The sequence below is a fragment of the Saccharomonospora azurea NA-128 genome (genome assembly GCF_000231055.2).
Taxonomy (GTDB): domain Bacteria; phylum Actinomycetota; class Actinomycetes; order Mycobacteriales; family Pseudonocardiaceae; genus Saccharomonospora; species Saccharomonospora azurea.
Window position 1 is genome coordinate 686,364 of the sequence record NZ_CM001466.1, and the last position, 22,413, is coordinate 708,776.

The 22,413-nt window shown below is 71.6% G+C and carries 23 protein-coding genes; 11 read left to right on the plus strand and 12 right to left on the minus strand.

The features are described 5' to 3' along the window. Positions 1-2 precede the first annotated feature (2 nt). Together SACAZDRAFT_RS03260 and SACAZDRAFT_RS03265 are read right to left on the minus strand one after the other, a co-directional pair. Entirely contained in the window at positions 3-863 is an 861-nt protein-coding gene (locus SACAZDRAFT_RS03260; protein WP_005438673.1) for an undecaprenyl-diphosphate phosphatase, read from the minus strand. Next, positions 863-1,906: an LLM class F420-dependent oxidoreductase gene (locus SACAZDRAFT_RS03265; protein WP_005438674.1), complete on the minus strand. Its 1,044-nt coding sequence runs from the start codon at positions 1,904-1,906 to the stop codon at positions 863-865. Before SACAZDRAFT_RS03265 ends, SACAZDRAFT_RS03260 begins: the two co-directional genes overlap by 1 nt. Positions 1,907-2,280: 374 nt before the next feature. On the opposite strand from SACAZDRAFT_RS03265, the gene SACAZDRAFT_RS03270 reads away from it, so the two are divergent. The 4 genes from SACAZDRAFT_RS03270 (at position 2,281) to SACAZDRAFT_RS03285 (ending at position 5,016) form a co-directional block, all read left to right on the plus strand. Then, positions 2,281-3,246, plus strand: coding sequence for an aldo/keto reductase (locus SACAZDRAFT_RS03270; protein ID WP_005438675.1), 966 nt, complete (start codon positions 2,281-2,283; stop codon positions 3,244-3,246). Then, positions 3,243-4,274 carry a YncE family protein gene (locus SACAZDRAFT_RS03275; RefSeq protein WP_005438676.1) on the plus strand — a complete coding sequence of 344 codons (1,032 nt, stop codon included), beginning with the start codon at positions 3,243-3,245 and terminating at the stop codon, positions 4,272-4,274. Before SACAZDRAFT_RS03270 ends, SACAZDRAFT_RS03275 begins: the two co-directional genes overlap by 4 nt. Beyond that, on the plus strand, positions 4,271-4,498 hold the full coding sequence (locus tag SACAZDRAFT_RS03280) for a DUF5703 family protein (RefSeq protein WP_005438678.1): 228 nt from the start codon (positions 4,271-4,273) through the stop codon (positions 4,496-4,498). Before SACAZDRAFT_RS03275 ends, SACAZDRAFT_RS03280 begins: the two co-directional genes overlap by 4 nt. A 128-nt stretch (positions 4,499-4,626) precedes the next feature. Beyond that, on the plus strand, positions 4,627-5,016 hold the full coding sequence (locus tag SACAZDRAFT_RS03285; protein WP_232286352.1) for a hypothetical protein: 390 nt from the start codon (positions 4,627-4,629) through the stop codon (positions 5,014-5,016). Positions 5,017-5,025: 9 nt separating this feature from the next. Here the strand turns inward: SACAZDRAFT_RS03285 and SACAZDRAFT_RS03290 are convergent, their stop codons facing one another. After that, positions 5,026-6,387: an FAD-binding oxidoreductase gene (locus SACAZDRAFT_RS03290; RefSeq protein ID WP_005438681.1), complete on the minus strand. Its 1,362-nt coding sequence runs from the start codon at positions 6,385-6,387 to the stop codon at positions 5,026-5,028. Between the two features lie 84 nt (positions 6,388-6,471). Here SACAZDRAFT_RS03290 and SACAZDRAFT_RS03295 point away from each other — a divergent pair, with 84 nt between their 5' ends. Beyond that, positions 6,472-7,437 carry a helix-turn-helix transcriptional regulator gene (locus tag SACAZDRAFT_RS03295; protein ID WP_005438683.1) on the plus strand — a complete coding sequence of 322 codons (966 nt, stop codon included), beginning with the start codon at positions 6,472-6,474 and terminating at the stop codon, positions 7,435-7,437. Between the two features lie 13 nt (positions 7,438-7,450). Here the strand turns inward: SACAZDRAFT_RS03295 and SACAZDRAFT_RS03300 are convergent, their stop codons facing one another. Beyond that, a complete protein-coding gene (locus tag SACAZDRAFT_RS03300; RefSeq protein WP_005438685.1) occupies positions 7,451-8,071 on the minus strand; it encodes an L-threonylcarbamoyladenylate synthase in 621 nt (206 codons plus the stop codon). Positions 8,072-8,239: 168 nt separating this feature from the next. Between SACAZDRAFT_RS03300 and SACAZDRAFT_RS03305 the strand changes: the two genes are divergently transcribed. Beyond that, positions 8,240-8,464, plus strand: coding sequence for a hypothetical protein (locus SACAZDRAFT_RS03305; protein ID WP_005438687.1), 225 nt, complete (start codon positions 8,240-8,242; stop codon positions 8,462-8,464). Between the two features lie 11 nt (positions 8,465-8,475). Here the strand turns inward: SACAZDRAFT_RS03305 and SACAZDRAFT_RS03310 are convergent, their stop codons facing one another. Further along, positions 8,476-9,639 (minus strand): hypothetical protein, encoded by a 1,164-nt coding sequence (locus SACAZDRAFT_RS03310; protein ID WP_040927651.1) that lies wholly within the window; start codon positions 9,637-9,639, stop codon positions 8,476-8,478. 132 nt (positions 9,640-9,771) lie between these two features. Between SACAZDRAFT_RS03310 and cysC the strand changes: the two genes are divergently transcribed. Further along, entirely contained in the window at positions 9,772-10,356 is a 585-nt protein-coding gene (gene cysC / locus SACAZDRAFT_RS03315; protein WP_005438691.1) for an adenylyl-sulfate kinase, read from the plus strand. 9 nt (positions 10,357-10,365) lie between these two features. Further along, positions 10,366-11,469: a hypothetical protein gene (locus SACAZDRAFT_RS03320; RefSeq protein WP_005438692.1), complete on the plus strand. Its 1,104-nt coding sequence runs from the start codon at positions 10,366-10,368 to the stop codon at positions 11,467-11,469. A 30-nt stretch (positions 11,470-11,499) separates the two neighbouring features. Here SACAZDRAFT_RS03320 and SACAZDRAFT_RS03325 read toward each other — a convergent pair whose 3' ends face one another. The 6 genes from SACAZDRAFT_RS03325 to SACAZDRAFT_RS03350 all read right to left on the minus strand — a co-directional run bounded on the left by SACAZDRAFT_RS03325 (position 11,500) and on the right by SACAZDRAFT_RS03350 (position 17,870). Next, a complete protein-coding gene (locus tag SACAZDRAFT_RS03325; protein WP_005438694.1) occupies positions 11,500-12,315 on the minus strand; it encodes an FAD binding domain-containing protein in 816 nt (271 codons plus the stop codon). After that, complete coding sequence (locus SACAZDRAFT_RS03330; RefSeq protein WP_005438696.1) at positions 12,312-12,782, minus strand: (2Fe-2S)-binding protein; 471 nt, start codon at positions 12,780-12,782, stop codon at positions 12,312-12,314. The genes SACAZDRAFT_RS03325 and SACAZDRAFT_RS03330 overlap by 4 nt, the downstream gene beginning before the upstream one ends. Before the next feature lie 5 nt (positions 12,783-12,787). Further along, positions 12,788-15,055 carry a xanthine dehydrogenase family protein molybdopterin-binding subunit gene (locus SACAZDRAFT_RS03335; RefSeq protein ID WP_005438698.1) on the minus strand — a complete coding sequence of 756 codons (2,268 nt, stop codon included), beginning with the start codon at positions 15,053-15,055 and terminating at the stop codon, positions 12,788-12,790. A 112-nt stretch (positions 15,056-15,167) separates the two neighbouring features. After that, the gene (locus SACAZDRAFT_RS03340) at positions 15,168-15,662 is read right to left on the minus strand and encodes a hypothetical protein (protein WP_005438700.1); all 495 of its coding nucleotides are present in this window, start codon (positions 15,660-15,662) and stop codon (positions 15,168-15,170) included. 67 nt (positions 15,663-15,729) lie between these two features. Continuing rightward, on the minus strand, positions 15,730-17,370 hold the full coding sequence (locus SACAZDRAFT_RS03345; protein WP_005438702.1) for a phytoene desaturase family protein: 1,641 nt from the start codon (positions 17,368-17,370) through the stop codon (positions 15,730-15,732). 11 nt (positions 17,371-17,381) lie between these two features. Continuing rightward, on the minus strand, positions 17,382-17,870 hold the full coding sequence (locus SACAZDRAFT_RS03350) for an SRPBCC family protein (RefSeq protein ID WP_005438704.1): 489 nt from the start codon (positions 17,868-17,870) through the stop codon (positions 17,382-17,384). Positions 17,871-18,190: 320 nt separating this feature from the next. On the opposite strand from SACAZDRAFT_RS03350, the gene SACAZDRAFT_RS03355 reads away from it, so the two are divergent. Further along, entirely contained in the window at positions 18,191-19,156 is a 966-nt protein-coding gene (locus SACAZDRAFT_RS03355) for a bile acid:sodium symporter family protein (RefSeq protein ID WP_005438712.1), read from the plus strand. A gap of 22 nt (positions 19,157-19,178) precedes the next feature. On the opposite strand, the gene SACAZDRAFT_RS03360 is transcribed toward SACAZDRAFT_RS03355, so the two are convergent. Continuing rightward, a complete protein-coding gene (locus SACAZDRAFT_RS03360) occupies positions 19,179-19,538 on the minus strand; it encodes a hypothetical protein (protein WP_005438713.1) in 360 nt (119 codons plus the stop codon). Positions 19,539-19,757: 219 nt separating this feature from the next. Between SACAZDRAFT_RS03360 and SACAZDRAFT_RS03365 the strand changes: the two genes are divergently transcribed. Together SACAZDRAFT_RS03365 and SACAZDRAFT_RS03370 are read left to right on the plus strand one after the other, a co-directional pair. Then, positions 19,758-20,288: a DUF2231 domain-containing protein gene (locus SACAZDRAFT_RS03365; RefSeq protein ID WP_005438714.1), complete on the plus strand. Its 531-nt coding sequence runs from the start codon at positions 19,758-19,760 to the stop codon at positions 20,286-20,288. A gap of 46 nt (positions 20,289-20,334) precedes the next feature. After that, entirely contained in the window at positions 20,335-22,407 is a 2,073-nt protein-coding gene (locus SACAZDRAFT_RS03370; RefSeq protein ID WP_005438715.1) for an amylo-alpha-1,6-glucosidase, read from the plus strand. Positions 22,408-22,413: the final 6 nt, after the last annotated feature.

Consider the following 22,413-nt stretch of genomic DNA (forward strand, 5'->3'; position numbering starts at 1 on the left):
CCTCACTGCGGCTGTTCCACCGCACCGGCCTCGACCGGCCCCGCGTCCGGGTCGAGCACGCCGGTGAACACCAGCACCAGCACGAGCACGCCCAGCGCGACGCGGTAGATCACGAAGGGAAGGAAGCTGTTCTTCTTGATGTACGACATCAGCCACGCGATCACGGCGTACCCGACGCCGAACGACACGATCGTGGCCAGCAGGGTCGGCCCCACTCCGGGCGCGTCTCCCTCACCGATGTCGGTGAGCTTGTAGACACCCGAGGCGAGCACCGCGGGCACCGCCAGCAGGAACGCGTACTCCGCGGCGTCGGCGCGCTTGTAGCCGAGGAGCAGACCACCCGTGATCGTGCCGCCCGACCGTGACACTCCGGGGATGAGCGCCAGCGCCTGCGCGAAACCGTAGGCGAGACCGTGGGGCACGGTGAGCTGGTCGAGTTCGCGGTCCTTGCGGCCGATCCGGTCGGCGACCAGCAACAGCAGGCCGAACACGATGAGCGTGGTGGCCGTCAGCCGCAGATCCCGGAACACGCTCTCGATGTCGTCCTCGAACAGCAGGCCCAGCACCGCGATCGGGATGGAGCCGACGATGATGAGCCAGCCCATCTTCGCGTCCGGGTCGCAGCGGTACTCCCGCTTGGTCAGCGACAGGAACCAGCGGTGCAGGATCCGGCCGATCTTCCTGCTGAAGTACAGCAGCACCGCGAGCTCGGTGCCGATCTGCGTGACGGCGGTGAACGCGGCACCGGGGTCGTCCCACCCCGCGAACGCCGCCGTCAACCGGATGTGCGCGCTGGAGGACACCGGCAGGAACTCCGTGAGCCCCTGCACCAGCCCGAGGACGAGCGCTTCGAACCACCCCATCAGGCGACTCCCGCCCGCTCGACGGCGTCCAGGGCGGTCCGCAGGGTCGCGGCGCCGTTCTCCGGTGCCACGAACGGCGACACGTTCAGCGTGGTCACTCCCGCCTCGGCGAACGCGGTCATGCGCTCGGCGATCCGCTCGACCGGCCCGAGCAGCGACGTCGCGTCGAGGAACTCCAGCGGCACCGCCGCCATCGCGCCCGCGTAGTCCTTGGCCAGGTAGCGGTCCTGCACCTCGGCGGCGGCGTCGCCGTAGCCCATGCGCACCGCCAGCTGGTTGTAGAAGTTCTTCTCGCGGCTGCCCATCCCGCCCAGGTACAGCGCCGCGTAGGCGCGCACCGAGTCGGCGCACACGGTCCAGTCCTCACCCGGCACCAGCGGCACGGTGGGGGCGATGTCGAGGTCGGCGAGCGTGCGACCGGCCTTGGCGGCACCCGCACTCAGGTGATCGAGATGGGTGGCGGCGTGCTCGGGTGAGAAGAACACCGGGAGCCAGCCGTCGGCGATCTCCCCGGTGAGCTCCAGGTTCTTGGGCCCGATGGCGGCGAGGTAGGTGGGGATGTGGTCCCGCGCCGGGTGCACCGTCAACGCGAGCGCCTTGCCCGGGCCGTCGGGCAGCGGGAGCCGAAAGTGCGTGCCGTCGTAACGGACCTTCTCGCGGCGCAGCGCGGCGCGGACGATGTCGACGTATTCGCGGGTCCGGCCCAGCGGTGCGGTGAACCGCACTCCGTGCCAGCCCTCCGACACCTGCGGCCCCGACACGCCGAGTCCCAACCGGAACCGGCCACCGGAGAGCGTGTCCAACGTCGCGGCCGTCATCGCCGTCGTGGCCGGGGTCCGGGCCGGGATCTGCAGGACCGCGCTGCCGACGTCGATCGACGACGTCTGCGCGGCGATCCACGACAGCACGGTCGGCGCGTCGGAACCGTAGGCCTCCGCGACCCACACCACCGAGTAGCCGAGCGCGTCGGCCTCCTTGGCCAGCACCAGGTTCGACGCGTCGTTGCCCGCGCCCCAGTAGCCGAGGTTCAACCCCAATCGCATGCGACCTGTGCGACCCAATGCCGTCTCCCGCCCTGTGCTGAGTTCCTTCGACCGGCCACGCTGTCGGCCCGCTGTCAACGGCACGATATCCGCCGCCCGGGCCGGGGCCGCGAGCGCTGTCCGGCTGTCCCGCCTCGCCTGCGCCCTCGGGCCACACACCGGGCGGCCGGTGTCGACGCAGCTCAGCGCAGCTCAGCGCATCCCGGCGCATTCCGGGAGGAGCCTCGGCGCTCGCCACCTCGTCCGGGCATGTCGGCGGCCGAGTACGCACTCGCCTGCGCGGCGAGGCACGGCGCCGACACCATCGGACGATGACGCGCCGCCGGGGCGCCTTGGTCACGGACCCGGTCGGGTGACAGCTAGGCTCTCCCGCTATGGAAAGCCGTCAGCTCGGCACCTCCGGCCTGCGGGTGTCCCGGATAGGGCTCGGCACCTTGTCCTGGTCGACCAGCACCGACGCCGAGGACGCCGCCAACCAGCTCGCCGCGTTCGTCGACGCGGGCGGCACGCTCGTCGACACCGCTGACATCTACGGCGACGGAGAGGTCGAACGCCTGCTGGGATCGCTGCTGGGCCATCTGGTGCCCCGCGATCAGGTGGTGCTCGCCACCAAGGCCGTGGCGCGCCGCGCCGACGGGCCGTTCGGTGGTGGCGCCTCGCGGGGTGCGTTGCTGGCGGCGCTGGACGGCTCGCTGCGCAGGCTCGGCGTCGACCACCTGGACCTGTGGCAGCTGCACGCGTGGGACTCGGCCGTGCCGCTCGACGAGACACTGTCCGCCCTGGAGTACGCGCTGCGCAGCGGCAAGGTCCGCTACGTCGGTGTGTGCAACTACACGGGTTGGCAGCTCGCGACCGCCGCCGCCTCGCTCGCCGAGGGGCGGATCGTGTCGATCCAGTCCGAGTACTCGCTGCTGGAGCGCGGCATCGAGCGGGAAGTGGTGCCCGCCGCCGCTCACCACGGAGTGGGTGTGCTGCCGTGGGCGCCGCTCGGCCGCGGGGTGCTCACCGGCAAGTACCGCACGGGCACCCCGGCCGACTCCCGCGGCGCCTCCACCACCTACGCCGGCTACGTCGAGCAGCACCGCACCGAACGGGCGGCACGCATCGTGGAGGCGGTCGTGACCGCGGCGGACGGGCTCGGCGTGTCCCCGCTGGCCGTGGCGCTGGCGTGGGTGCGGGACCGGCCCGGCGTGGTCGCCCCTCTCGTCGGTGCCCGCGACAAGACCCAGCTGGCCGGGTCGCTGGCAGCCGAAAGCCTGACCCTACCCGCAGCGATCAAGGCCGCACTCGACGACGTCAGCGCGATCGAGTTCGGCTATCCGGAACGATGGCCCGCATGAAGACCCGCACGCACCTGTCCACCCTGGGCGCCGTGGCGCTCGCGGCCGTGCTGGCGGCCACCCTCACGGCCTGCTCCGGTGAGGGAGAGGTCACCGACGAGCTCCAGGTGGTGGAGAACCCCACCGCCGCGACCGCACAGCCCTCCCCCGAGACCGGCACCGAGCCCGCGGGATCGGTGATCCCGCTCGACGGTGACGTCACCGCCATGACGGCGGTCCCGGACAGCGGTGTGGTCGCGGTCGCCGTCACCGACCCGGCCCGCGTGCTGCTCTACGACGGCGACGCCCTCGACCGGCCCGGCACCGAGCCCACGGTCGTCGAGGTGCCCGGCCCGGTCGAGAACCTCACGGCGGCAGGCGACGAGCTGCTGGCCCCGGTGCCGTCGGAGAACACGCTCGCGCGCATCACCCTCGACGGGAACGTCGAGCTCACGCCCACCGCGGGAGGTCCCACCGGCGCCGCCGTCCACGGCGAGGACACGCTGGTCAGCCTGCGCGAACGCAAGGGCGTCGGGGTGCTCGACGGCGACCGCCTCGGCCCCGTCGTCGAGGGCGGCCTCAACAGCGCCGACGACGTGGTGGTAGCCGAAGACCGGCCGGTCGTGCTCGACCGCGTGCGCAGCGCCGTGTTCGAGGTGGACGTCGACGGCGGCGACGTCGGCGCGGGGCTGCGAGCCGGGCAGGGAGCCACGAACGTGGTCACCGACGACTACGGCCGCGTGTTCGTCAGCGACACCCGCAGCGGCGGAATCCTGGCGTTCTCCGTCGACCCGCTGCTGCTGCGGCAGCTCTACCCCGTGCCCGGCGGCGTCTACGGCATGGCCTACGACTCCGAGCGGGACGTGCTGTGGGCCACCCTGACCGCCCGCAACGAGGTCGTCGGCTTCGACGTCCGCGGCGGGGAGCTGCAGGAGCAGTACCGCTACCCCACCGTTCGACAGCCCGATTCGGTTACCGTCGACTCAGGGACGTCCCGGGTCGTGGTGGGCTCGGCGAGCGGGGAAGGGATCCAGGTGATCGCTCCATGAGGAACGCGGAAGCGGTGGTCGACGGCGAGTGGGAATACCGCCGGGTGCAGTTGCCCCCCGGCATCTCCCGAATCTCCGCGGCCGTGCAACTGTCGATCCAGGCCGAGTTCTCGGGCTGGGAGCTGTCCAACGTCAGGTTGTTCTCCGACGGCACACGCAAGGTGTGGTTGCGCAGGCGGCGTTCGCTGGCCGCCGCGGGGCCATTGCCCGGCCTCAGTCTCTGACCGTCACCCTGCGAGCACTCCGCGCCGACACCGGGGGCACCCGGTCGGTGTCCCGGACGACAGTGTCTTGACACTGCTCCGTTCGTTCGAACTATTGTTCGACCGAGGGGAGTAGTTCGGGAGTGCACGTGAACCAACCAGCAGAACCGCCGCCGCCGTGGCCGTGGTGGCAGCACGACGCGAGTTCCACACCCACGCGTCCCGTGTGGACCCGGGCCGACGGAGCACCCGAGGGGTTCCGCCCCGTCGACCCGCCGCGCTGGGTGTGGGTGGACCTGCGCGCCGCGCTGCGCAAGGACGCGTTCACCTTCACCGACGACAATCCCGCGGGCCTGCAGTACCGGTACGAGGCCAAGGGACTGCTGCGGGCCTGGATGCCGTCCGTGGACGGCGCCGCCCTGGCCCTCGTGACATATCAGCTGCTCACCGCCGATCTGGCGTGGCGGACCACGGTGACGGCCTTCGTTCCCGCGCACACGGTGCGGTTCCGGTCGCGCACGGGACGCGAGTCCCGCTAGAGCCGCGTCTCAACCCCGGGCGTGGCCGGTGTGCAGGAGCCGGTGCGGGTCGACGGCGCGGGTGATGCCGCGTAGCCGCTCGTAGTCCCCGGCGTCGAAGGCGGTCCGCAGTGCGTCCTCGCGCAACGACCGGAACGCGAACCCGAGCCGTCGGCCGAGCGCCGCGTCGGCGAACGGGGCGAGCGCGTCGTCGTGGAGTCCGCGCACCAGGGTCTCCTCCCCCACGGCGACCGGTGAGAGGACCGACACCAGGTAGGAGCCCTGGCGGTGGCCCACAGCGCTCGGAACCCGGGGTGGTCGGGCGAGCGCCCCGCCCAGGTGCCGCAGGCCCACAACGGTGAAGACCGGGCTGTCCGGGCCGGCGACGGCCGTCAACCCGGCCAGTGCGCGCGGGTCGAGGTCGCGGACGACGAGGTTGTCGCCCCGGTACGGGTGCGGCTCCTCGGGTTCGTCGAAGATCGACCCCGACGCCGTGTACGGGAGGTCGGTCAGGGTGTCGGCGAGGACCGGCCCGAACGTCCGCAGGGGGCGGGTCAGCGCCCGCCCGTCGTCGGGTGAGCCGCAGTAGGCGACGAGGAGGTGGGCGATCGAGCGGCCCCGCAGCGACTCCGGCAGCCCGGGGACGTCGGGGTAGGTCAGCACGGTCACGGCCGAGGTCAGCTCGTCGGGGACGTCGCCGGTCCAGCGCCGCCAGGCGTCGAGGACGTCGGGGGCCTGCGTGACGTCGAGGAGGAGACTGCCGCCGAAGAGCCGCGTCACCGGGACGAGGGCGATCTCCATGCCGGTGACGACCCCGACGTGACCGCCTCCGCCGCGCAACGCCCAGAACAGGTCGGGCTCGCAGTGCTCGGTCACCTGCCGCGCCCGCCCGTCGGGGGTGACGACGTCGAACCTCCTCACGTGGTCGGAGGCGAAGCCGTAGCGGCGGGCGAGCAGGCCCAGTCCCCCGCCGAGGGTGTAGGAGACGGCACCCACGCCCGGGAAACTGCCGGACAACGGGGCGAGGCCGTGCGGTGCGGCGGCGTCGACGACGTGGCGCCACGTCGCGCCCGCCTCGACCCACGCCGTGCGGGTGGCGGGGTCGACCCGCACGCCGGTCATCCGGCGCGTGCTGATCAGCAGCCCCTCGGTCGGGGCGGTGTGCCCGTGGCCGGTGGCCTGCACGGCGAACGGCAGGCGGCGCGCGGCGGCGACGGAGACGGCCTCACGCACGTCGTCGGCGCTCGTGGCGGCGACGATCGCGGCGGGGCGATGCGCGTCCCACTGCTGGAAACCGGTCCGCTCGGCGTCGTAGCCGTCCGAGTCGGCGGTGAGCATGCGGCCGGGAAGCCGGGTCGACAGCGCGTCGACGGACAGGATGGTGTCGGTCATGTGCGGCACGCTAGACGCCGTTGCGGACACATCCTGTCCTCAACCGCGAGAACAGTGCCGGTGAGTGAGGGAGGTGTGCCGCGGATGCGCCAGGACATGCCCACCCGCCTTCTGCGGCTGCTGTCCCTGCTGCAGACGCGGCGGGAGTGGTCGGGTGCCGAACTCGCCGAGCGGCTCGGCGTCACCGCCCGCACCGTGCGCCGCGACATCGACCGGCTGCGCGCGCTGGACTATCCGGTGGACAGCGCTCCGGGCACCGCCGGGGGCTACCGGTTGACCTCGGGCGCGAGCCTTCCCCCGCTGCTGCTGGACGACGACGAGGTCGTCGCCGTGGCGCTCGGGTTGGTGACAGCCGGTGGGGCCGGTGTCAGCGGGATCGCCGACAGCGCGGTGCGGGCCCTCGCGAAGCTGGAACGCGGTCTCCCGGCGCGGTTGCGGCCACGGCTCGCCGCCGTCGGTGGCACCAGCGTGGCAGTGCCTGCCGCCGAGGTCCCGGCGGTGGACCCGGTGGTCCTCGGCGTCCTCGCCGCCTGCTGCCGCGACCAGGAGATCGTCACGTTCGACTACCGCGGTCGCGCAGCCGCCGACAGCGCGCGGCGCGTCGAACCACACCACCTCGTCACGGTGCGAGGGCACTGGTATCTCGTCGCCCACGACCTGGATCGCGACGACTGGCGTTCCTTCCGCGTCGACCGCCTCACCGACCCGAGGTCCACGCGCCGCCGCTTCACCCCGCGCCCGCTGCCCGCGCCGGACCCGGCGGCGTACCTGGCTCGGTCCTTCGCCTCGGCGGAGTACCGGCACCGAGCGCGGTTGGCGGTGTCCCTGCCCGCCGACGAACTGCGGCGCCGGCTGTTCACGAACGTTCCCGGTGAGATCGAGTCGGTCGACCCCGGGCGGTGCACCGTGCGGCTCAGCGCGGAGTCGGCCGAGCTGGTCGCCCTCTACGCGTCGATGATCACGGCGTTGGATGCCGAGGTGACGGTGCTGGAGTCCTCCCCCGACGTCAAGCGACGGCTTCGCGCGGCACGACGCAGACTGCCGGAATGAGCGGCGTCGCGGCTCAGCGGAACCGCTCGGGATCGCCCGCGCCCTCGCGCACGATCTCCGGTGCCCCCTCCGAGAAGTCGACCACGGTGGTGGGCTCGATGCCGCAGTCGTCGGAGTCGAGGACGACGTCCACCACCCCGTCGAGCCGTTCCTTGATCTCCCAGCCCTGCGTCAGAGGGTCTTCCTCGCCGGGCAAAAGCAGAGTGCTCGACACGATGGGCTCACCGAGCTCCGTCACGAGAGCCTGGGCGACGGCGTGGTCCGGGATCCGCACACCGACGGTCTTCTTCTTCGGGTGCGCGAGCTGGCGCGGCACTTCCTTGGTGGCGGGCAGGATGAAAGTGTAGCGGCCGGGAACGGCCGCCTTGATGGCCCGGAAGGCCGCGTTGTCGAGGTGGACGAACTGCGCGAGCTGCGCGAAGTCCCGGCACACGAGCGTGAAGTGGTGCCGTTCGTCCAGTTTGCGGATGCTGCGGATGCGGTCCATACCCTGCTTGTTGCCGAGCACGCAGCCGAGCGCGAAACACGAGTCGGTGGGGTAGACCACCACACCGTCGGACCGCAGGACTCGCACCGTCTGCGCGATCGCTCGCGGTTGCGGATTCACCGGGTGTACGTCCACATACCTCGCCACGCGACCCAGGCTAGAGGCTCACGACGGGAAGGGCCACCGTCTCCGACGGCGACGGCCCGGCACCGACCCGGTTTTCGGTGCACTTCGGACAACCGGGGCGCACGCGCGGTGCCGCCATGATCCCCGTCCCGGCCCGGCGGCCGGTGGCGGCTGGCAGAATGTGGCCACATGACCGAACAACCCCAGCGCCCGCAGGTCGACCTGTCCCGACGACGTCTGGTGTCGGTGGCACTCATGACGGTCTTGGGGATCGCGGTGTTCGTGTTCGCGATGGCGACCACCGAGCCGAACTGGATGATGTGGTTCTTCGGCATCCTCATGCTGGTCTCCGCGCTGGCGTTCTGGGTGACCTACGCCTTCTACCGGCTGAAGCGGCGCGACCCCGGGCACTGAACCGTCGCGCGTCAGCCGGAACGCCGCCGCGACAGCCTGCGGCGTATCCGGTCCACGACCTCGCCGGGCGGTGAGGTCGCCAGGACCGACCGCGCGGCACGCGCCACCGCACCCCAGCCCGCGGGGGCATCGTTCGTCTCGTGCTGGTCGGGCACCCGCTTCGCCAGGCGGGCGAGGGTGTCGACGGCGGCGTCGAGCACCTGCGCGTCGGTGACCTCGCTGGCCGCCTGGTCCCCCGGTGGCTCGGGCAGCAGGTCGTCGAGGTCGCCCGCGACGGTGTAGCCCGCGGTGGTGATGTCGTCGACGAACCGCCGGGCGGTGTGCGCCGCCCAGTCGTGCGCCTCCGCGGGCAGTGTCGGCCGGGCGGAGCGGCCGTGGGCGAGGATGCCCGCCGCCAGGTCGTCCTTGACCACGGCGGCGTAGTGGGGCCAGTCGACGTCGTCGCCGAGGGCGAGGTTCACCCGGCGCAGCAACTCCGTCTCCACGTGGCCGAGCGAGTGGTTGTGCCTGCCGAGTTCGACGGTGACCGCGGCGGGGTCGAGCCCGAGGACGCACGCGAAACGCTCCCACAGCAAACGCGTCGAGCCGCGGCCGCGGGGCACGGTCACCACGTGCACGCGCTCGGGCGGCAACGACTCGCCCCAGGTCCGCAGCACGCGGGGCAGGTCCTGGTAGTCCCAGAACACGCGGCCCGTGTGGTCGAGCTCGGGGGCGCGCACGGCCTCCAGCAGTTCGGCGAAACCGGTGGTGTGCCGGGTCTTGACGTTCTCCTGCCACACCGACGGCACCTGACGTGCGAAGTCCCGCGCCGTGCACACCACATGGATCTCGGCGTCGAAGGCCGAGGTGACCCGCCGGGCTTCCTCGGGGGAGGCGGCGGCCAGCAGTTCCGAGGAGAACACGGCGTCGCCCGGCCAGGCCTCGATCGTCTCGACCAGGTGGGACCACGAGCCCGCCACGCCGGGCTCGTGCCACTGGCCGTACCGCTGGGCGTGGACGTCCATGGCCGCACGGTGGTGCAGGCCGTCGTCCTCCCCCGGATACAGCAACCCGCGCGCGGCGAGGCCGTCCCGGTGTCGCCACAGCAACGCCTGCAACGAGGTGGTCCCGGTCTTGGGCAGGCCGAGGTGGAGGTAGACGCGCCGGGGCGCGGTGGGCGGCGTGGAGGAGATCATTGCCACCGCATCGTAGTCACGCGTGTCCCAGCACATCACCCGCCCGGACGAACCCCTATAGTGCCAATCTCAACCGGATCGTGTGCGGATCGTTACGTCGCTCCGCTGTCGTCGACGAGGAGGAACCGACGCATGTCCCCCAGTCCGGCCGTCGCACTCGACAAGGGCACCACCGTATGGCTGACCGGTTTGTCCGGGGCAGGCAAGTCGACGGTGGCGTGCACCATCGCCGAGGCGGTGCGCACCAGTGTCGAGGTGGACGTGCTGGACGGCGACGAGCTGCGGAAGACGATTTCCGCCGAGCTCGGGTTCTCCGCCGACGACCGGCACCGGCACGGCGTCCGCGTCGGCTACGTCGCCGAGCTGCTGTCCCGGCACCGCGTGCTGACGCTCGTGCCCGTGATCGCGCCGTACACGCGGACCCGGGAGGCGGTGCGAGCCCACCACGAGCGACAGGGCACCCCCTTCGTGGAGGTGCACGTCAGCACCCCGCTCACCGAATGCGCCCGACGTGACCCGAAGGGCCTCTACGCCCGCGCGGACGCCGGCGAGATCCGAGGACTCACCGGCGTCGACGACACCTACGAACCGCCCGCGTCACCGGACCTGCGCGTGGACACCACCACGGTGACGGCCCAGCAGGCGGCGGAGTCGGTACTCACACTGTTACGCCACCGTGGCCTTCTGTCCACATTGCACACCCCTGTCGGGGGTTAGCCTGCGTCGGTGCCCCACACCGACCTGCCCGACCACACGATCGACGCGCGCTCACTCGGCTACGTGCCCTCCGACGGCGCCCTGGTCCGCGACACCCCGTTCCTCACCGACGTGCTTCGGCAGACCCGGCGCAGCTCCCTCTGGTGGGCGTGGGGCGCTCCGGTGTTCGCTCTCCTGGCACTCGGCGCTCTCGTCGACGACCTGTGGTTCCCTGCTCTGCTCGCGCTGGTCGGCCTGCTGCTGCGCTGGGGTTGGGTGCTGTGGCGTCTGCCTTACCACCCGAAGCTCGCCGCGGTGGCCGACGTGCCGATCCGGTCGGTGCCTCTCGCCGGCGACGACATCGTGCTCACCCGATGGGTGACCGCGGTGCGTGTCGACGCGCCCGCGGGCGCGGGATGGGCCTACGGACTGTTCCCGCGCGCCCACCGGAAACTGCTGTTGCGCCACCGGCGCGTCCACCTCGTCGCCCGGCCCGGCTCGCGGCGGGTGCTGCTCCTGATTCCCGGCTCGCTCGCCGTGCTGGGTGCGCGACTGCGGGACGCTCCACCCGCTCGGGCCCGCGGTGCCCATCCCAGCGCCCCTCCACGGGATCACCTCGTGTCCGCCGTCCCCGCCTCCGACGAGGTGTTCTCGCTGTGGGTCCGCGCCGCCGCCCGGAACACCCTGGTACTGGCCGGACTCGCGGTCGCGCTGGGTGCGGCGGTGGGGACGTCGTCGCTGCTGCCGTTGCTCGACTCCCGACCGGGCGGCGATCCCATCTGGAACGTGCTCGGACTACTCGCCGCCGTGGCGAGCGTCCTCTGGAGTCTCCAGGTGGCGAGGACGACGGTCCGCCTGAGACGGCGATACCGCCGGGCGCGGGCGTGGGTGTCGCTCCCCGCCCGCGTCGACGCACTCGACGTGGACGGCCCCGGCCGGTACACGATCACGGCGACGGTGTGGCATCCCGATGGACGCGCCGAGCAGATCTGCGCCTCCGGGACTCCCGTGGACCTCGTCGCGGCCGTCGTGGACACCGGTCGCCTGTGGATTCTCGACTCCACCGTGGCCGGCTCGATGTGGGCCGTGGGTGTGCCCGGCCACCCGGTGGTCGCCCTCGTCGGACACGGGTGAGCCACCACCGGGGCCCGGGCAGCACGGGTGTCAGGCGCGTTGCTCGGCCTGGACCAAGGCCCGCTCGGCGAGCACGCGGGCGAGATGCTTGCGGTACTCGGCCGTGGCGTGCGGTTCGTCGGCGGGGCTCGTGCCCTCGGCGGCCAGCGCCGCGGCCTCGGCGATCGAGGCGCCGTCGGCGAGGGCGCGTTCGGTGGCCTCGGCGCGCATCGGCGTGCCGGCCAGGTTGATCAGGCCGACGTTGCGGCCCTGCACCGCGACGCCCACGATGGCCCAGTCGATGGCGCGGCGCGTGAACTTCTCGAAGCCCCACCCGGCCTCCGCGCGGGGCAGCCGGATCTCGGTGAGCACCTCGTCGGGTTCCAGTGCCGTGGTGAACGGGCCGAGGAAGAACTCCGTCGCCGCGATCGTGCGGTCGCCGTCGCGGCCGCGCACCACGAACGACGCGTCGGCGGCGAGGAGCGCGGCGGGCAGGTCGGCGGCGGCGTCGCCGTGAGCGACGGAGCCCCCGATGGTGCCCCGGTGCCGGACCTGCGGGTCACCCACGACACCCGACACGTGCGCCACGAGCGGCGCGTGCTCGGCGAGCACGGGATCGCGTTCGAGGTCGCTGTAGCGGGTCATCGCCCCGATCGACACGGTGTCGCCGTCGAGCCGCACGTACGACAGCTCCGCGAGCCCGGCGATGTCCACGACCACCTCGGGCGCCGCCAACCGCAGCTTCATCAGCGGCAGCAACGAGTGCCCGCCCGCCAGCAGTTTCGCCTCGTCGCCGTGTTCGGCCAGCACGGCGAGCGCGTCGTCCACAGAGGACGCGCGGTGGTAGCGCAGGGACGCGGGGATCACTGGTCGACCTCCTGCCCGGACGCGTCGATCACCGCATCGACGATGTTGTGGTAGCCGGTGCAGCGGCAGAGGTTGCCCTCCAACCCTTCCCGCACCTGCTCGCGCGTGGGCTTCGGGTTCTCCTCCAGCAGCGACGCGGCCGCCATGATCATGCCTGGGGTGCAGAACCCGCACTGGAGCCCGTGCTGCCGGGAGAACGACTCCTGCAACGGATGCCGCTGCCCGTCGTCGCCGTTCAACCCCTCCAGTGTCGTGACCTCGTGTCCGTCGGCCTGGGCCGCCAGCACCGTGCACGCCTTCACCGACCGGCCGTCGAGCAGCACCGTGCACGCTCCGCACGAGGTGGTGTCGCAGCCGACGTTGGTGGCGGTGAGCCCGGCGACGTCGCGCACGAAGTGCACGAGCAGAGTCCGGTCCTCGACCTCCTCGGTGACCGTCCGTCCGTTGATCTCGATCGTGACGCGCAACGCTGTCAGTCCGCCTTCCGTACTCGCGTGGTTGCCTCCTGGAGCGCTTCCCACACCCGCAACGGCGTCGTCGGCATGTCGACGTGGGTGACACCGAGGTGTGCCAGCGCGTCGACCACGGCGTTGTGCACCGCGGGAGTGGAACCGATCGTCGCCGACTCGCCGATGCCCTTGACGCCGAGCGGGTTGCGGTCGGTGGGCGTGACCATCTCGACCAGCTCGAAGTCGGGCAGCTCGGCGGCCGTGGGGAATGAGTAGTCGGCGAACGTCGCGGTCGTGGGGTTGCCGTCGGCGTCGTAGTGCATGACCTCCAGCAGCGCCTGGGCCGCGCCCTGCGCGAGCCCGCCGTGCCGTTGCCCGGTGAAGGTGACGGGGTTGAGCACCGGACCCGCGTCGTCGACGGCGACGATGCGCCGCAGCGTGACCTTGCCGGTCAGCGTGTCGACCTCCACCACCGCCAGGTGCGCGCCGAACGGGAAGGTCGGCGACACCTCGTCGGCCCACACGTCGGCCGACAACTCACCGTCCCCGGCCCGGGCGGCGAGCTCCGCCCAGCTCACCCCGCCCGCGGACGCCGCGCCCCGCACCCGCCAGGCGCCGGTCGCCGTGTCCAGTTCGAGATCGTCGGGGGCGGCTTCCAACTCGTCGGCCGCCCACTCGCGCGCCTTCTCGATCACCGCGTCCGCGGCCTTGCGCACCGCGGTGCCGCCGAACTGCAACGACCGCGACCCCATCGTGCCGACGCCCTTGGGCACCTCGTCGGTGTCGCCGTGGCGCACGGTGATCTTCTCCATCGGCACGCCCAGCCGGTCGGACAGCAGCATCGCGAACGTCGTGTGGATGCCCTGGCCGTGCGGGGACACGCCCGTGTACGCGGTGACGCTGCCGTCGCGGTGGATCACCACCCGGCCGCTGTCCCCGCGCCCGTCACCACCGGTGATCTCGACGTAGGCGGACATGCCCAGGCCGAGCGCGACCGGATCACCCGCCGCGCGGCGGCGCGCCTGCTCCTCCCGCAGCTCCGCGTACCCCGCGGCGTCCAGGACCTTGTCGAGCGCGGCGGCGTAGTCACCCGTGTCGTACGTGGCGCCGGTCGGGGTCGTGTACGGGAACGCGTCGGCCGGGATGAGGTTCTTGCGGCGCACCTCCGCCGGGTCGACACCGATCTCCGCGGCGAACAGGTCGATCGCCCGTTCCACCGCCGCCGTCGCCTCCGGCCGGCCCGCACCGCGGTACGCGCCGATGGGCGTGGTGTTCGTGACCACCGCCCGACTGCCCGCCTCCACCCGCGGGAACCGGTACACACCGGGCGCCATCATCTCCGTCAACGTCGGCAGATAGAGCGTGCGCGGGTACGCGCCCGCGTCCTGCACGACCTCCAAACGGAACGCCAGCACGGTCCCGTCGCGACGACCTCCGATGGTGACCGTGTTGCGCTGGGCTCGACCGTGGGTCATCGCGGTCAGGTTCTCGTAGCGGGTCTCCGACCAGCGCACCGGACGGCCACTACGCCGGGCCGCCCACGCCAGCACCACAGCCTCGGGGTCCGCCCCGATCTTCGCCCCGAAACCACCACCGACGTCCGGAGTGACGATCCGGACCCGCGCGGCGTCGAGTCCGAGCCCCTTGGCGACCGCCGAGCGGGCGAGGTGCGCGTTCTGAGTGGACAACCACAGGGTCACGCGACCGTCGTCGCCCCACGCGCAGGCCGCCCCGCGGGCCTCCAACGGCGCGGGCGCCACCCGCTGGTTGTCGATGGTGCGGGTGACGACCACCTCGCAGTCGGCGAAGGTGTCCTCGGCGAACTCACCACCATGGGTCTGGACCACGTTGGTGCCCAGGTCCGGATGGAGCACGACCTCGTCGGTTGCCGCGGTGTCGACGTCGGCCACGGCGTCGAGCGGCTCGTAGTCCACGTCGACGAGTTCGGCCGCGTCCGCGAGCTGGTACCGGTGCTCGGCGAGGATCACCGCGACGGGCTCACCGACGTAGCGCACCACGCCGTCCGCCAGCCACGGTTGCGCCACCGGCCCCGCCTTGCCGGGCGCCAGGTCAAGGTCGGCCGCCGTGTACACGGCGACGACCCCGGGCGCCGCCTCGGCCTCCGAGGTGTCGATCGAGGTGACGGTGGCGTGCGCGATCGGGCTCCGCACGAACGTGGCGTGGACGGCGCCCGTGAGCGCGTCCTCGCGAAGGTCGTCGATATAGGTGCCGCCCGTCGTGATGAGTTTGTCGTCCTCGACGCGGACCACCCTGGTGCCGACGATGCTCACAGAAAGCCTCCCACTACGACTCCGCGACGATCATGCCGAAGAAGTGGTGAGCGCGCCAAGACGATGTTGACAAGTCACATGAAAAAGGTTCGCGACTACTCCGTTCGCCGGATCACGCGAAAGCAGCCTCCGCGAACCGGTCGTGCAACCGCGACGCCGTCTCCCGCTGCCGGTCGGCCCGCGCGACGAGTTCGTCCAGTTCGGCCGGGTCCAGCCTGCCGTCCCGCGCCGCCCGCACCCGCAGACTCCGCCACAGTCCCGCCTTGCCCGTCACCTGCATCGCGATCAGCTCCGACTCCAGCACCGGGCTCGACGGAGACGACGCCACCAACCGGCCGTTCAACTTGAGCCGACCGAGCTTCTCCACCGCCCACGCCGCGGTCGCCTTGTACGCGCGGACGGGAACCTCCAGATCCGCCATCACCCGCCGCACCGTGCGGAGATCGTCGGAGAGTTCCTCGGCCAACGCGCGGAGTTCGGACGCGTGCGCGGAGGAGCGTTGTTCGGACGCCAGCCGCCGGGCGAGTTCCGCCCCGCCGACAGCGGCCGCATGGTGATCGTTCAGGTAGGTCGCGAAAACGAGGTCAGCGGTGTCGGTGCCGAGCATGGCCGCCGAGTACCCGCTGCGGACGTTCCGACACCCGTCACCACCCGAGACCCCACCCGCGCCCGGATCAGTCCCGGTACAGCCTCGCGTGCAAAGACCGCATCAGCCGCCCGTATCCCACGCCGGTGAGCCGGCCGGTACGCGCGAGCGCGGCCTTCGCCGCGTTGGCCCCCGGTCCTCCGTGGACGGCACCACCGGGATGCGCTGACGCCCCCGCCAGGAACAGCCGGTCGATCGGCGTGTCCGAGCGGCCGAGCCCGGGCACGGGACGGAACACCAGCTGCTGGTGCAGCGCCGCCGTGCCCGCGTTGATGGCACCTCCGACGAGACCCGGCTGCTCCCGCTGAAGATCCGCCGGGCCCATCACGTGCCGGCGGCGGATCCGCCCGGCGAACCCGGGAGCGTGCCGCTCCACGATGCTCTCCATCCGATCGACGAACCGCCGCAACCGGTCATCGTCCCACTCCACTCCCTGCGGCACGTGCGTGTACGCCCACGCCAACTCGGTGCCCTCCGGGGAGCGCGTGGGATCACTCGTGGTCATCTGTCCCAGCACGAGCATCGGCTCGGCGGGCACCCGGCCCGTCGACAGCTCCGCGCTGTACCGGGCGAGACTGTCGAGATCACTGTCGAGGTGCACCGTCCCCGCGCCGGCGGCCTCCGGGTTGCTCCACGGAATCGGCCCGGAGAGCGCCCAGTCCACCTTGACCGTCGAGTCGTCCCAGTGGAACCGATCCAAATCGGACACCAACCGGGCCGGAAGGTGCTCCTCCCCCACCAGGTCCCGGTAGAGCAGCGGCGCGGGTACATCCGCCAACACCGCCCGCCGCGCCCGCACCAGCGTTCCGTGCGCGTCCCGCACCCCGAGCGCCCGCCCACCGGCCACCACCACCCGGGTCACCGGCCGCGAACACGCGATCCGGCCCCCACGCGTGCGCAACCGCGTGGCCAGGGCATCGGCCAGACCCCCGGCCCCGCCCTCGGGCACCGGGAACCCCATGTCCTGACCGAGCATCCCGAGCAGCCAACCGAACACCGAACTCCCCGTGGCGTGCGGGCCGAGATCACTGTGCAACGCGTTCCCGGCGAGCAGCAACCGCGCACCGTCACCGTGGAACGTCTCCATGCCGAGCGTGCTCACCGGAGTCGCGAGCATCCGCACGAACCGCAGCCCGTCCCCCAAGCCCAGGACCCGCGCCAACCGCGCCGCCGCGCGCACCGGCGGAAACGGCGTGAACAGCAGATCGAGGAACGGCTCCCGGATCCGCAGCCACTCGTCGAACTGCCCACGCCACGCGTCACCGTCCCGCACGTCGAACGACGACACGGACTCCACCGTCCGCTCCAGATCCCGGGACAGCACGGCGACCCGGTCGTCGGGCAACACGTGCGCGAGCACGGCGGGCGCGTGACACCAACGCAACCCGTACTGCTCCAGGTCCAGTCCACGCATGATCGGCGAGGCCACCGACATCGGATAGAACGCGCTGAACACGTCGTGCCGGAAACCGGGCTCGGTCAACTCCGCGGTCCGAACGGCTCCCCCGACGAACGGTGTGGCCTCCAGCACCAGCACGTCCCAGCCCGCGTCGACCAGCAGATTCGCGGCCACCAGACCGTTCTGCCCGGCACCCACGACCACGGCGTCCACCGTGTCCTCGACGCCGCCGCTCGACCCCGCTGCCTCCACGGCCTCTGGCGTACCCATTGGGCGGGACCCTACACTCGCCCGCCCCCCGACCTCGGCGTCTCGCCGGGCCCGTCGCGGCGAGGTCCCCGGTGCACGACGATGTCCTCCAACCGCGACAACGCCTCGCTGTTGCGCGGCTTCAGATACAGCGCCTGCACCGGCACCGGAAGCAACCGCGCCGGCCCCTCGATGGCCTCCTCCGAGATCGTGACCTTCGTGCGCTCGTCACCCGCCGGCTCCAGCTCGACCCGGACGCGCGCCCGACCGAGCACCCACAGCCGCGCTTCGAGCTCGATCATGCGCCCCGGCTCCACGGCGGTCACCCGCGAGATGTCCGGCACCTGCAACGGCCACGCCCCAGCCTTGTGGTGAATGCGGCTGCCCTCGGCAGGCCACGACTCGTCGACGTCCCGGATGTGCGCGTTGCCCACCACCCAACCCGCGTAACTCCACCCGTCGGCGAGCACGGCGAAGACCCGCTCCGGTCGCGCGGGCATCACCCGGCTCGTCTCGATCATCCGCTCCACCTCCACGACAGCGCAGTACCCACGGCGGCGCCCGGCGACTCCTGTCGGAACACCTCCGGAGTCTTCGGCCGCGGCTGTCACCTCCGCGCGCGCTCCAGTTCGTCCGCCGCGACGCCACACCCCGACCCGAGCCGTCCTGACCGGTCGGCCCGCCACCGTCCACCAGGAGCTCGTCGTGCGCCCGACGGTGTTCGTCCCACGGCATCCCGCCCTCGCCGCGTGGCCGGGGTGATCCACACTGCACGGGGTTCACCGCCCGTGCCGCGCGCCGTAGAGTGTGGCTCCTGCCGTGGCGACGCCAAAGGGGGATCATGAGCACCCGACGTGGTCCGGTGGCGACACTCGCCGACCTCGCCGGCCGATGGTTCGCCGTCCTCGTCGTGATCGGTGGCCTGGTCGGGCTGGCCCTGCCGGACCAGACGGCCGTCCTCGCCGGTTCCGTGCCGATCCTGCTCGGCGTCATCATGTTCGGCATGGGCCTGACCCTCAGGCTCAGCGACTTCGCCCTCGTCCTCCGCCGCCCCTGGGCCGTGCTGCTCGGCCTGAGCGCGCAGTTCGTCATCATGCCGCTGCTGGCGCTCACGGTGAGCTGGGTGTTCGGGCTGACCGGACTGCTGCTGGTCGGGATGGTGCTGGTGGGCTCGGCCCCCGGCGGCACCGCGTCGAACGTCATCGTGTACCTGGCCCGCGGCGACGTCGCCCTCTCGGTGACACTCACCTCCGTCGCGACACTCCTGGCGCCCCTGCTCACCCCGCTGTGGGTGCTGTGGCTGGCCGGTTCGGACCTTCCCGTGGGATTCGGCGACCTGTTCTCCTCGATCGTGCAGGTGGTGCTCGTGCCCGTGGTCGCGGGCCTGGTCGTCCGCGCGCTCGCGGGTCGCCTGGTGCAGCGGGTGACGCCGTACCTTCCCCTCGTGTCGGTCACCGGCGTCGTCCTGGTGGTCGCGGGCATCGTCGGCGCCAACGCCCCCGTCGTCGCCACCAGCGGACTCCTGCTGATCGCGGCCGTCATCGTGCACAACGGACTGGGACTGCTGCTCGGCTATCTCACCGCGAAGGCCGCACGCCTCGACGAGACCGTCTGCCGCGCGGTGAGCGTGGAGGTCGGGATGCAGAACTCCGGCCTGTCCGCCAGCCTCGCCACCGCGCACTTCGCCCCACTCGCGGCCCTGCCCGCGGCGCTGTTCTCGGTGTGGCACAACGTCTCCGGCTCCGTGTTGGCGAGCTACTGGGCGCGCCGACCGGTGGACCGGGCGCACGAGCCCTCGTCGCCCTGAGCCGCGCACTCGCGGAATCCGGCTACTCGGCGGCCTCACCGGCATCGAAGTAGGAGAACTCGAAACTCAGCTCCTCGTAGCGCACATACGTCCGCAACACTCCCGCCGCACCGTCCCGCCGCAATCGGTGCAACCTGCGCGCGAGTTCCTCGGCCGCCTGGGCCGGATACACGTCGGTCTGGGCGAGCGTGCGATGCAGGTGGGAGACCTCCCAGCTGTCCTTCGTGCCGCTGCCCGCCGACACGGTGAGCGTCACGTCGAGAAGCCAGCGCGAGGGTTTCCCCGTCAGCGCCGGCGTCTGATGCGTCTCGATACCCGCGATGTAGTCGGCACGAATCAGGCCGTCGGTGAGCGTGGCGACCCAGACATTCTCCAGCCCCATGCTCCTTGGCATACCCGTCGAGAAACAGGGCAAGCGTAAGCAGCTCACCGGATGCGCGGCGGCGCCCACAGCCTGGCGTATAGGGCGTTATACACATCACTCGTTCCGGTCATTCCCGCTGCGTGATCGCCGCACCGCCGCCATCACCGGACCGGCCGAACCTCGACCCCGGTTCGTGACCGCCGATTGACCACCGCCGCAACGGGTACCACAGCGGGAATGATGCTCCCACGACTTCTTCGTGCCTCCGAATCCGTCGACCGACTCGACGGTGTGGCCGAGAAACTCGCCCACCGCCTCCGCCGCGTCCTCCGGGGCAACGTCCTGGACAAGGCCCTGCGCGGCTCCTGGATCGGACACCCCGCCCATCCCCTCATCGTCACCGTGCCCATCGGCGCCTGGGTGTGTTCCGCCGCATTCGACGCCCTCGGCGACCGCGAAGCCGCGCGCCGACTCATCGGAATCGGAGCACTCACCGCTCCGGCCGCCGTCGTCACCGGACTGGCGGAGTACTCCCGCCTGTCCACGGTGCAACGACGCGTCGGCCTCCTGCACTTGACGGCCAACGTGGCCGCTCAGGCGTGTTACGTTACGTCGCATCGCTGCCGGTCACGGGGCTCCCACAGCGCGGGGATGCTGTGGAGTGCACTGGGACTGGCCGCGGTCGCGACGGGCGGCGCGCTCGGCGGTCATCTGTCCTACGCCCTCGGTGCGGGCGTGTACGAGTGGCAGGAAGGCCCCGAGCACTGACCCCCGCGGACGTGATCTGGAACGACCACGCCGAGGAGGTCCTGGCATGGCGGTGACCCTCGTCCACGGAACGTCGTTCTGCGTGTGCGGCGACGACGGCGAGTTCGGCGGCGGCATCGCCGAGGGGACGTTCTACCAGGACACCCGCATCCTGTCCGGTTGGAACCTGCGCATCGACGGCAGACCCGTCGAACCGATCACCGTGCAGGTGCCCGAACCGTTCCACGCGCGGTTCGTCGGGCGCGCCCACTCCGGCGACGGCGAAGCCGAGAGTTCCCTGCTGGTGCGCCGCGAACGCTACATCGGCGGCGGCATGCGCGAGGACCTCATCCTCCGCAACTACGGGCGCACCAACGTGACGTGCACGGTGAGCGTGCGCGTCACCGCCGACTTCGCCGACGTGTTCGAGGTCAAGGCCGGCCGGATCCGGGACAAGGGCCACCACGCGGTCGAGGTCACCGGCACCGGCCTGCACCTGGCGCGCTACCTCGACTCCTCCAGCCGCGGTGTGCGCATCACCGGGCAGACCCTCGACGGCAGCGCCGCCGAATACTCGCGCGACCGCGTCACCTTCCGCGTCGTCGTGCCGGCCGGGCAGGAATGGTATGCCTCCGTGGGAGCGCTGCCCGTGATCGACGGAACCCCGATCGTCCCGCTCTTTCCCCGGGAACGCCCCGTCGAACACTCCCGCCCCGCCGTCCTCGCCCGCCGCTGGCGCGAGGGAAGCCCCGTGCTGCGCTACTCCGACAACCGCTCACTGGCCCACACCCTGCAACGCAGCCGCGAGGACCTCGGCGCGCTGCGCATGTTCAACCCCGACCGGCCCGACGACGTCGCCATCGCCGCGGGCGCCCCGTGGTTCATGGCCCTGTTCGGCCGGGACTCACTGCTGGCGTCCCTCATGTCACTGGCCATCGACCCCGCCCTGGCCCTCGGCACCGTCCAGACCCTCGCCCACCACCAGGGGTCCACCGTGGACCCGGACAGCGAGGAGGAGCCCGGCCGCATCCTCCACGAGGTCCGGTTCGGCGCCGACGCCTCCCTCGCCCTCGGCGGAAGCCACATCTACTTCGGCACCGCGGACGCCACACCGCTGTTCGTCATGCTGCTCGGCGAACTCAGCCGCTGGGGAATCGGCAGGGACCGCGTCGAAGCGCTGCTCCCCAACGCCGACCGCGCACTCGACTGGATCGACCACTACGGCGACCGCGACGGTGACGGCTTCGTCGAGTACCACCGCGCCACCGACCGCGGCCTCGTCAACCAGGGCTGGAAGGACTCCTGGGACGGCGTCAACTTCGCCGACGGCACCATCGCCCGCTCCCCCATCGCGCTGTGCGAGGTCCAGGGTTACGTCTACGCCGCTTTCGTGGCGAGAGCCGAACTGGCCGAGAACTTCGGCGACCACGACGGAAACCGCCACTGGCGCGAACGCGCCGCCGAGTTCAAAAAACGATTCAACGAACAGTTCTGGATACCCGAACTCGGCCGCTACGCTCTCGGACTCGACGGCGACAAACGCCCCATCGACTCCGTTGCGTCCAATATCGGTCACTGTCTGTGGACCGGAATCGTCGACGACACCCGCGCCGCGTCCGTCGCCGATTCTCTGCTGTCCCCGCAGATGTTCAACGGCTGGGGAATCCGCACGCTCGCCTCCGACATGGGCGCCTACAACCCGATGAGCTACCACAACGGATCGGTCTGGCCCCACGACAACGCCATCATCGCCGCCGGACTCATGCGCTACGGCTTCGTCGAGCACGCCCAACGCGTCGCGGTGGCCGTCTTCGACGCCGCCCGCGCCTTCGACGGACGGCTGCCCGAACTCATGTGCGGCTTCGACCGCAGCGAGTACGACACACCCGTCCCCTACCCCACCTCCTGCTCCCCGCAAGCGTGGGCCTCCGCCGCCCCCGTGCACCTGCTCCGCACCCTGCTGCGGTTCCAGCCCTCACTCCCCCACCGCAGACTCCGCGTTTCCCCTGCGTTACCGGAATCATTCGGAGCGTTACTGATCGACGACGTTCCACTCGGGGGAAGCCGCATTTCCATCGAAGCGAAGGGAAGCGGCGTCCGGGTCGGACACCTGCCCTCGGAGATCGAAATCGTTCATTAGGTCGAA

Coding starts and splice junctions, on each gene's coding strand:
- SACAZDRAFT_RS03355 (WP_005438712.1), top strand. CDS start 18,191: ATGAGCACCCGACGTGGTCCGGTGGCGACACTCGCCGACCTCGCCGGC.
- SACAZDRAFT_RS03360 (WP_005438713.1), bottom strand. CDS start 19,538: ATGGGGCTGGAGAATGTCTGGGTCGCCACGCTCACCGACGGCCTGATT.
- SACAZDRAFT_RS03365 (WP_005438714.1), top strand. CDS start 19,758: ATGATGCTCCCACGACTTCTTCGTGCCTCCGAATCCGTCGACCGACTC.
- SACAZDRAFT_RS03260 (WP_005438673.1), bottom strand. CDS start 863: ATGGGGTGGTTCGAAGCGCTCGTCCTCGGGCTGGTGCAGGGGCTCACG.
- SACAZDRAFT_RS03340 (WP_005438700.1), bottom strand. CDS start 15,662: ATGCTCGGCACCGACACCGCTGACCTCGTTTTCGCGACCTACCTGAAC.
- SACAZDRAFT_RS03310 (WP_040927651.1), bottom strand. CDS start 9,639: ATGATCTCCTCCACGCCGCCCACCGCGCCCCGGCGCGTCTACCTCCAC.
- SACAZDRAFT_RS03345 (WP_005438702.1), bottom strand. CDS start 17,370: ATGGGTACGCCAGAGGCCGTGGAGGCAGCGGGGTCGAGCGGCGGCGTC.
- SACAZDRAFT_RS03265 (WP_005438674.1), bottom strand. CDS start 1,906: ATGCGATTGGGGTTGAACCTCGGCTACTGGGGCGCGGGCAACGACGCG.
- cysC (WP_005438691.1), top strand. CDS start 9,772: ATGTCCCCCAGTCCGGCCGTCGCACTCGACAAGGGCACCACCGTATGG.
- SACAZDRAFT_RS03350 (WP_005438704.1), bottom strand. CDS start 17,870: ATGATCGAGACGAGCCGGGTGATGCCCGCGCGACCGGAGCGGGTCTTC.
- SACAZDRAFT_RS03270 (WP_005438675.1), top strand. CDS start 2,281: ATGGAAAGCCGTCAGCTCGGCACCTCCGGCCTGCGGGTGTCCCGGATA.
- SACAZDRAFT_RS03275 (WP_005438676.1), top strand. CDS start 3,243: ATGAAGACCCGCACGCACCTGTCCACCCTGGGCGCCGTGGCGCTCGCG.
- SACAZDRAFT_RS03295 (WP_005438683.1), top strand. CDS start 6,472: ATGCGCCAGGACATGCCCACCCGCCTTCTGCGGCTGCTGTCCCTGCTG.
- SACAZDRAFT_RS03290 (WP_005438681.1), bottom strand. CDS start 6,387: ATGACCGACACCATCCTGTCCGTCGACGCGCTGTCGACCCGGCTTCCC.
- SACAZDRAFT_RS03305 (WP_005438687.1), top strand. CDS start 8,240: ATGACCGAACAACCCCAGCGCCCGCAGGTCGACCTGTCCCGACGACGT.
- SACAZDRAFT_RS03280 (WP_005438678.1), top strand. CDS start 4,271: ATGAGGAACGCGGAAGCGGTGGTCGACGGCGAGTGGGAATACCGCCGG.
- SACAZDRAFT_RS03370 (WP_005438715.1), top strand. CDS start 20,335: ATGGCGGTGACCCTCGTCCACGGAACGTCGTTCTGCGTGTGCGGCGAC.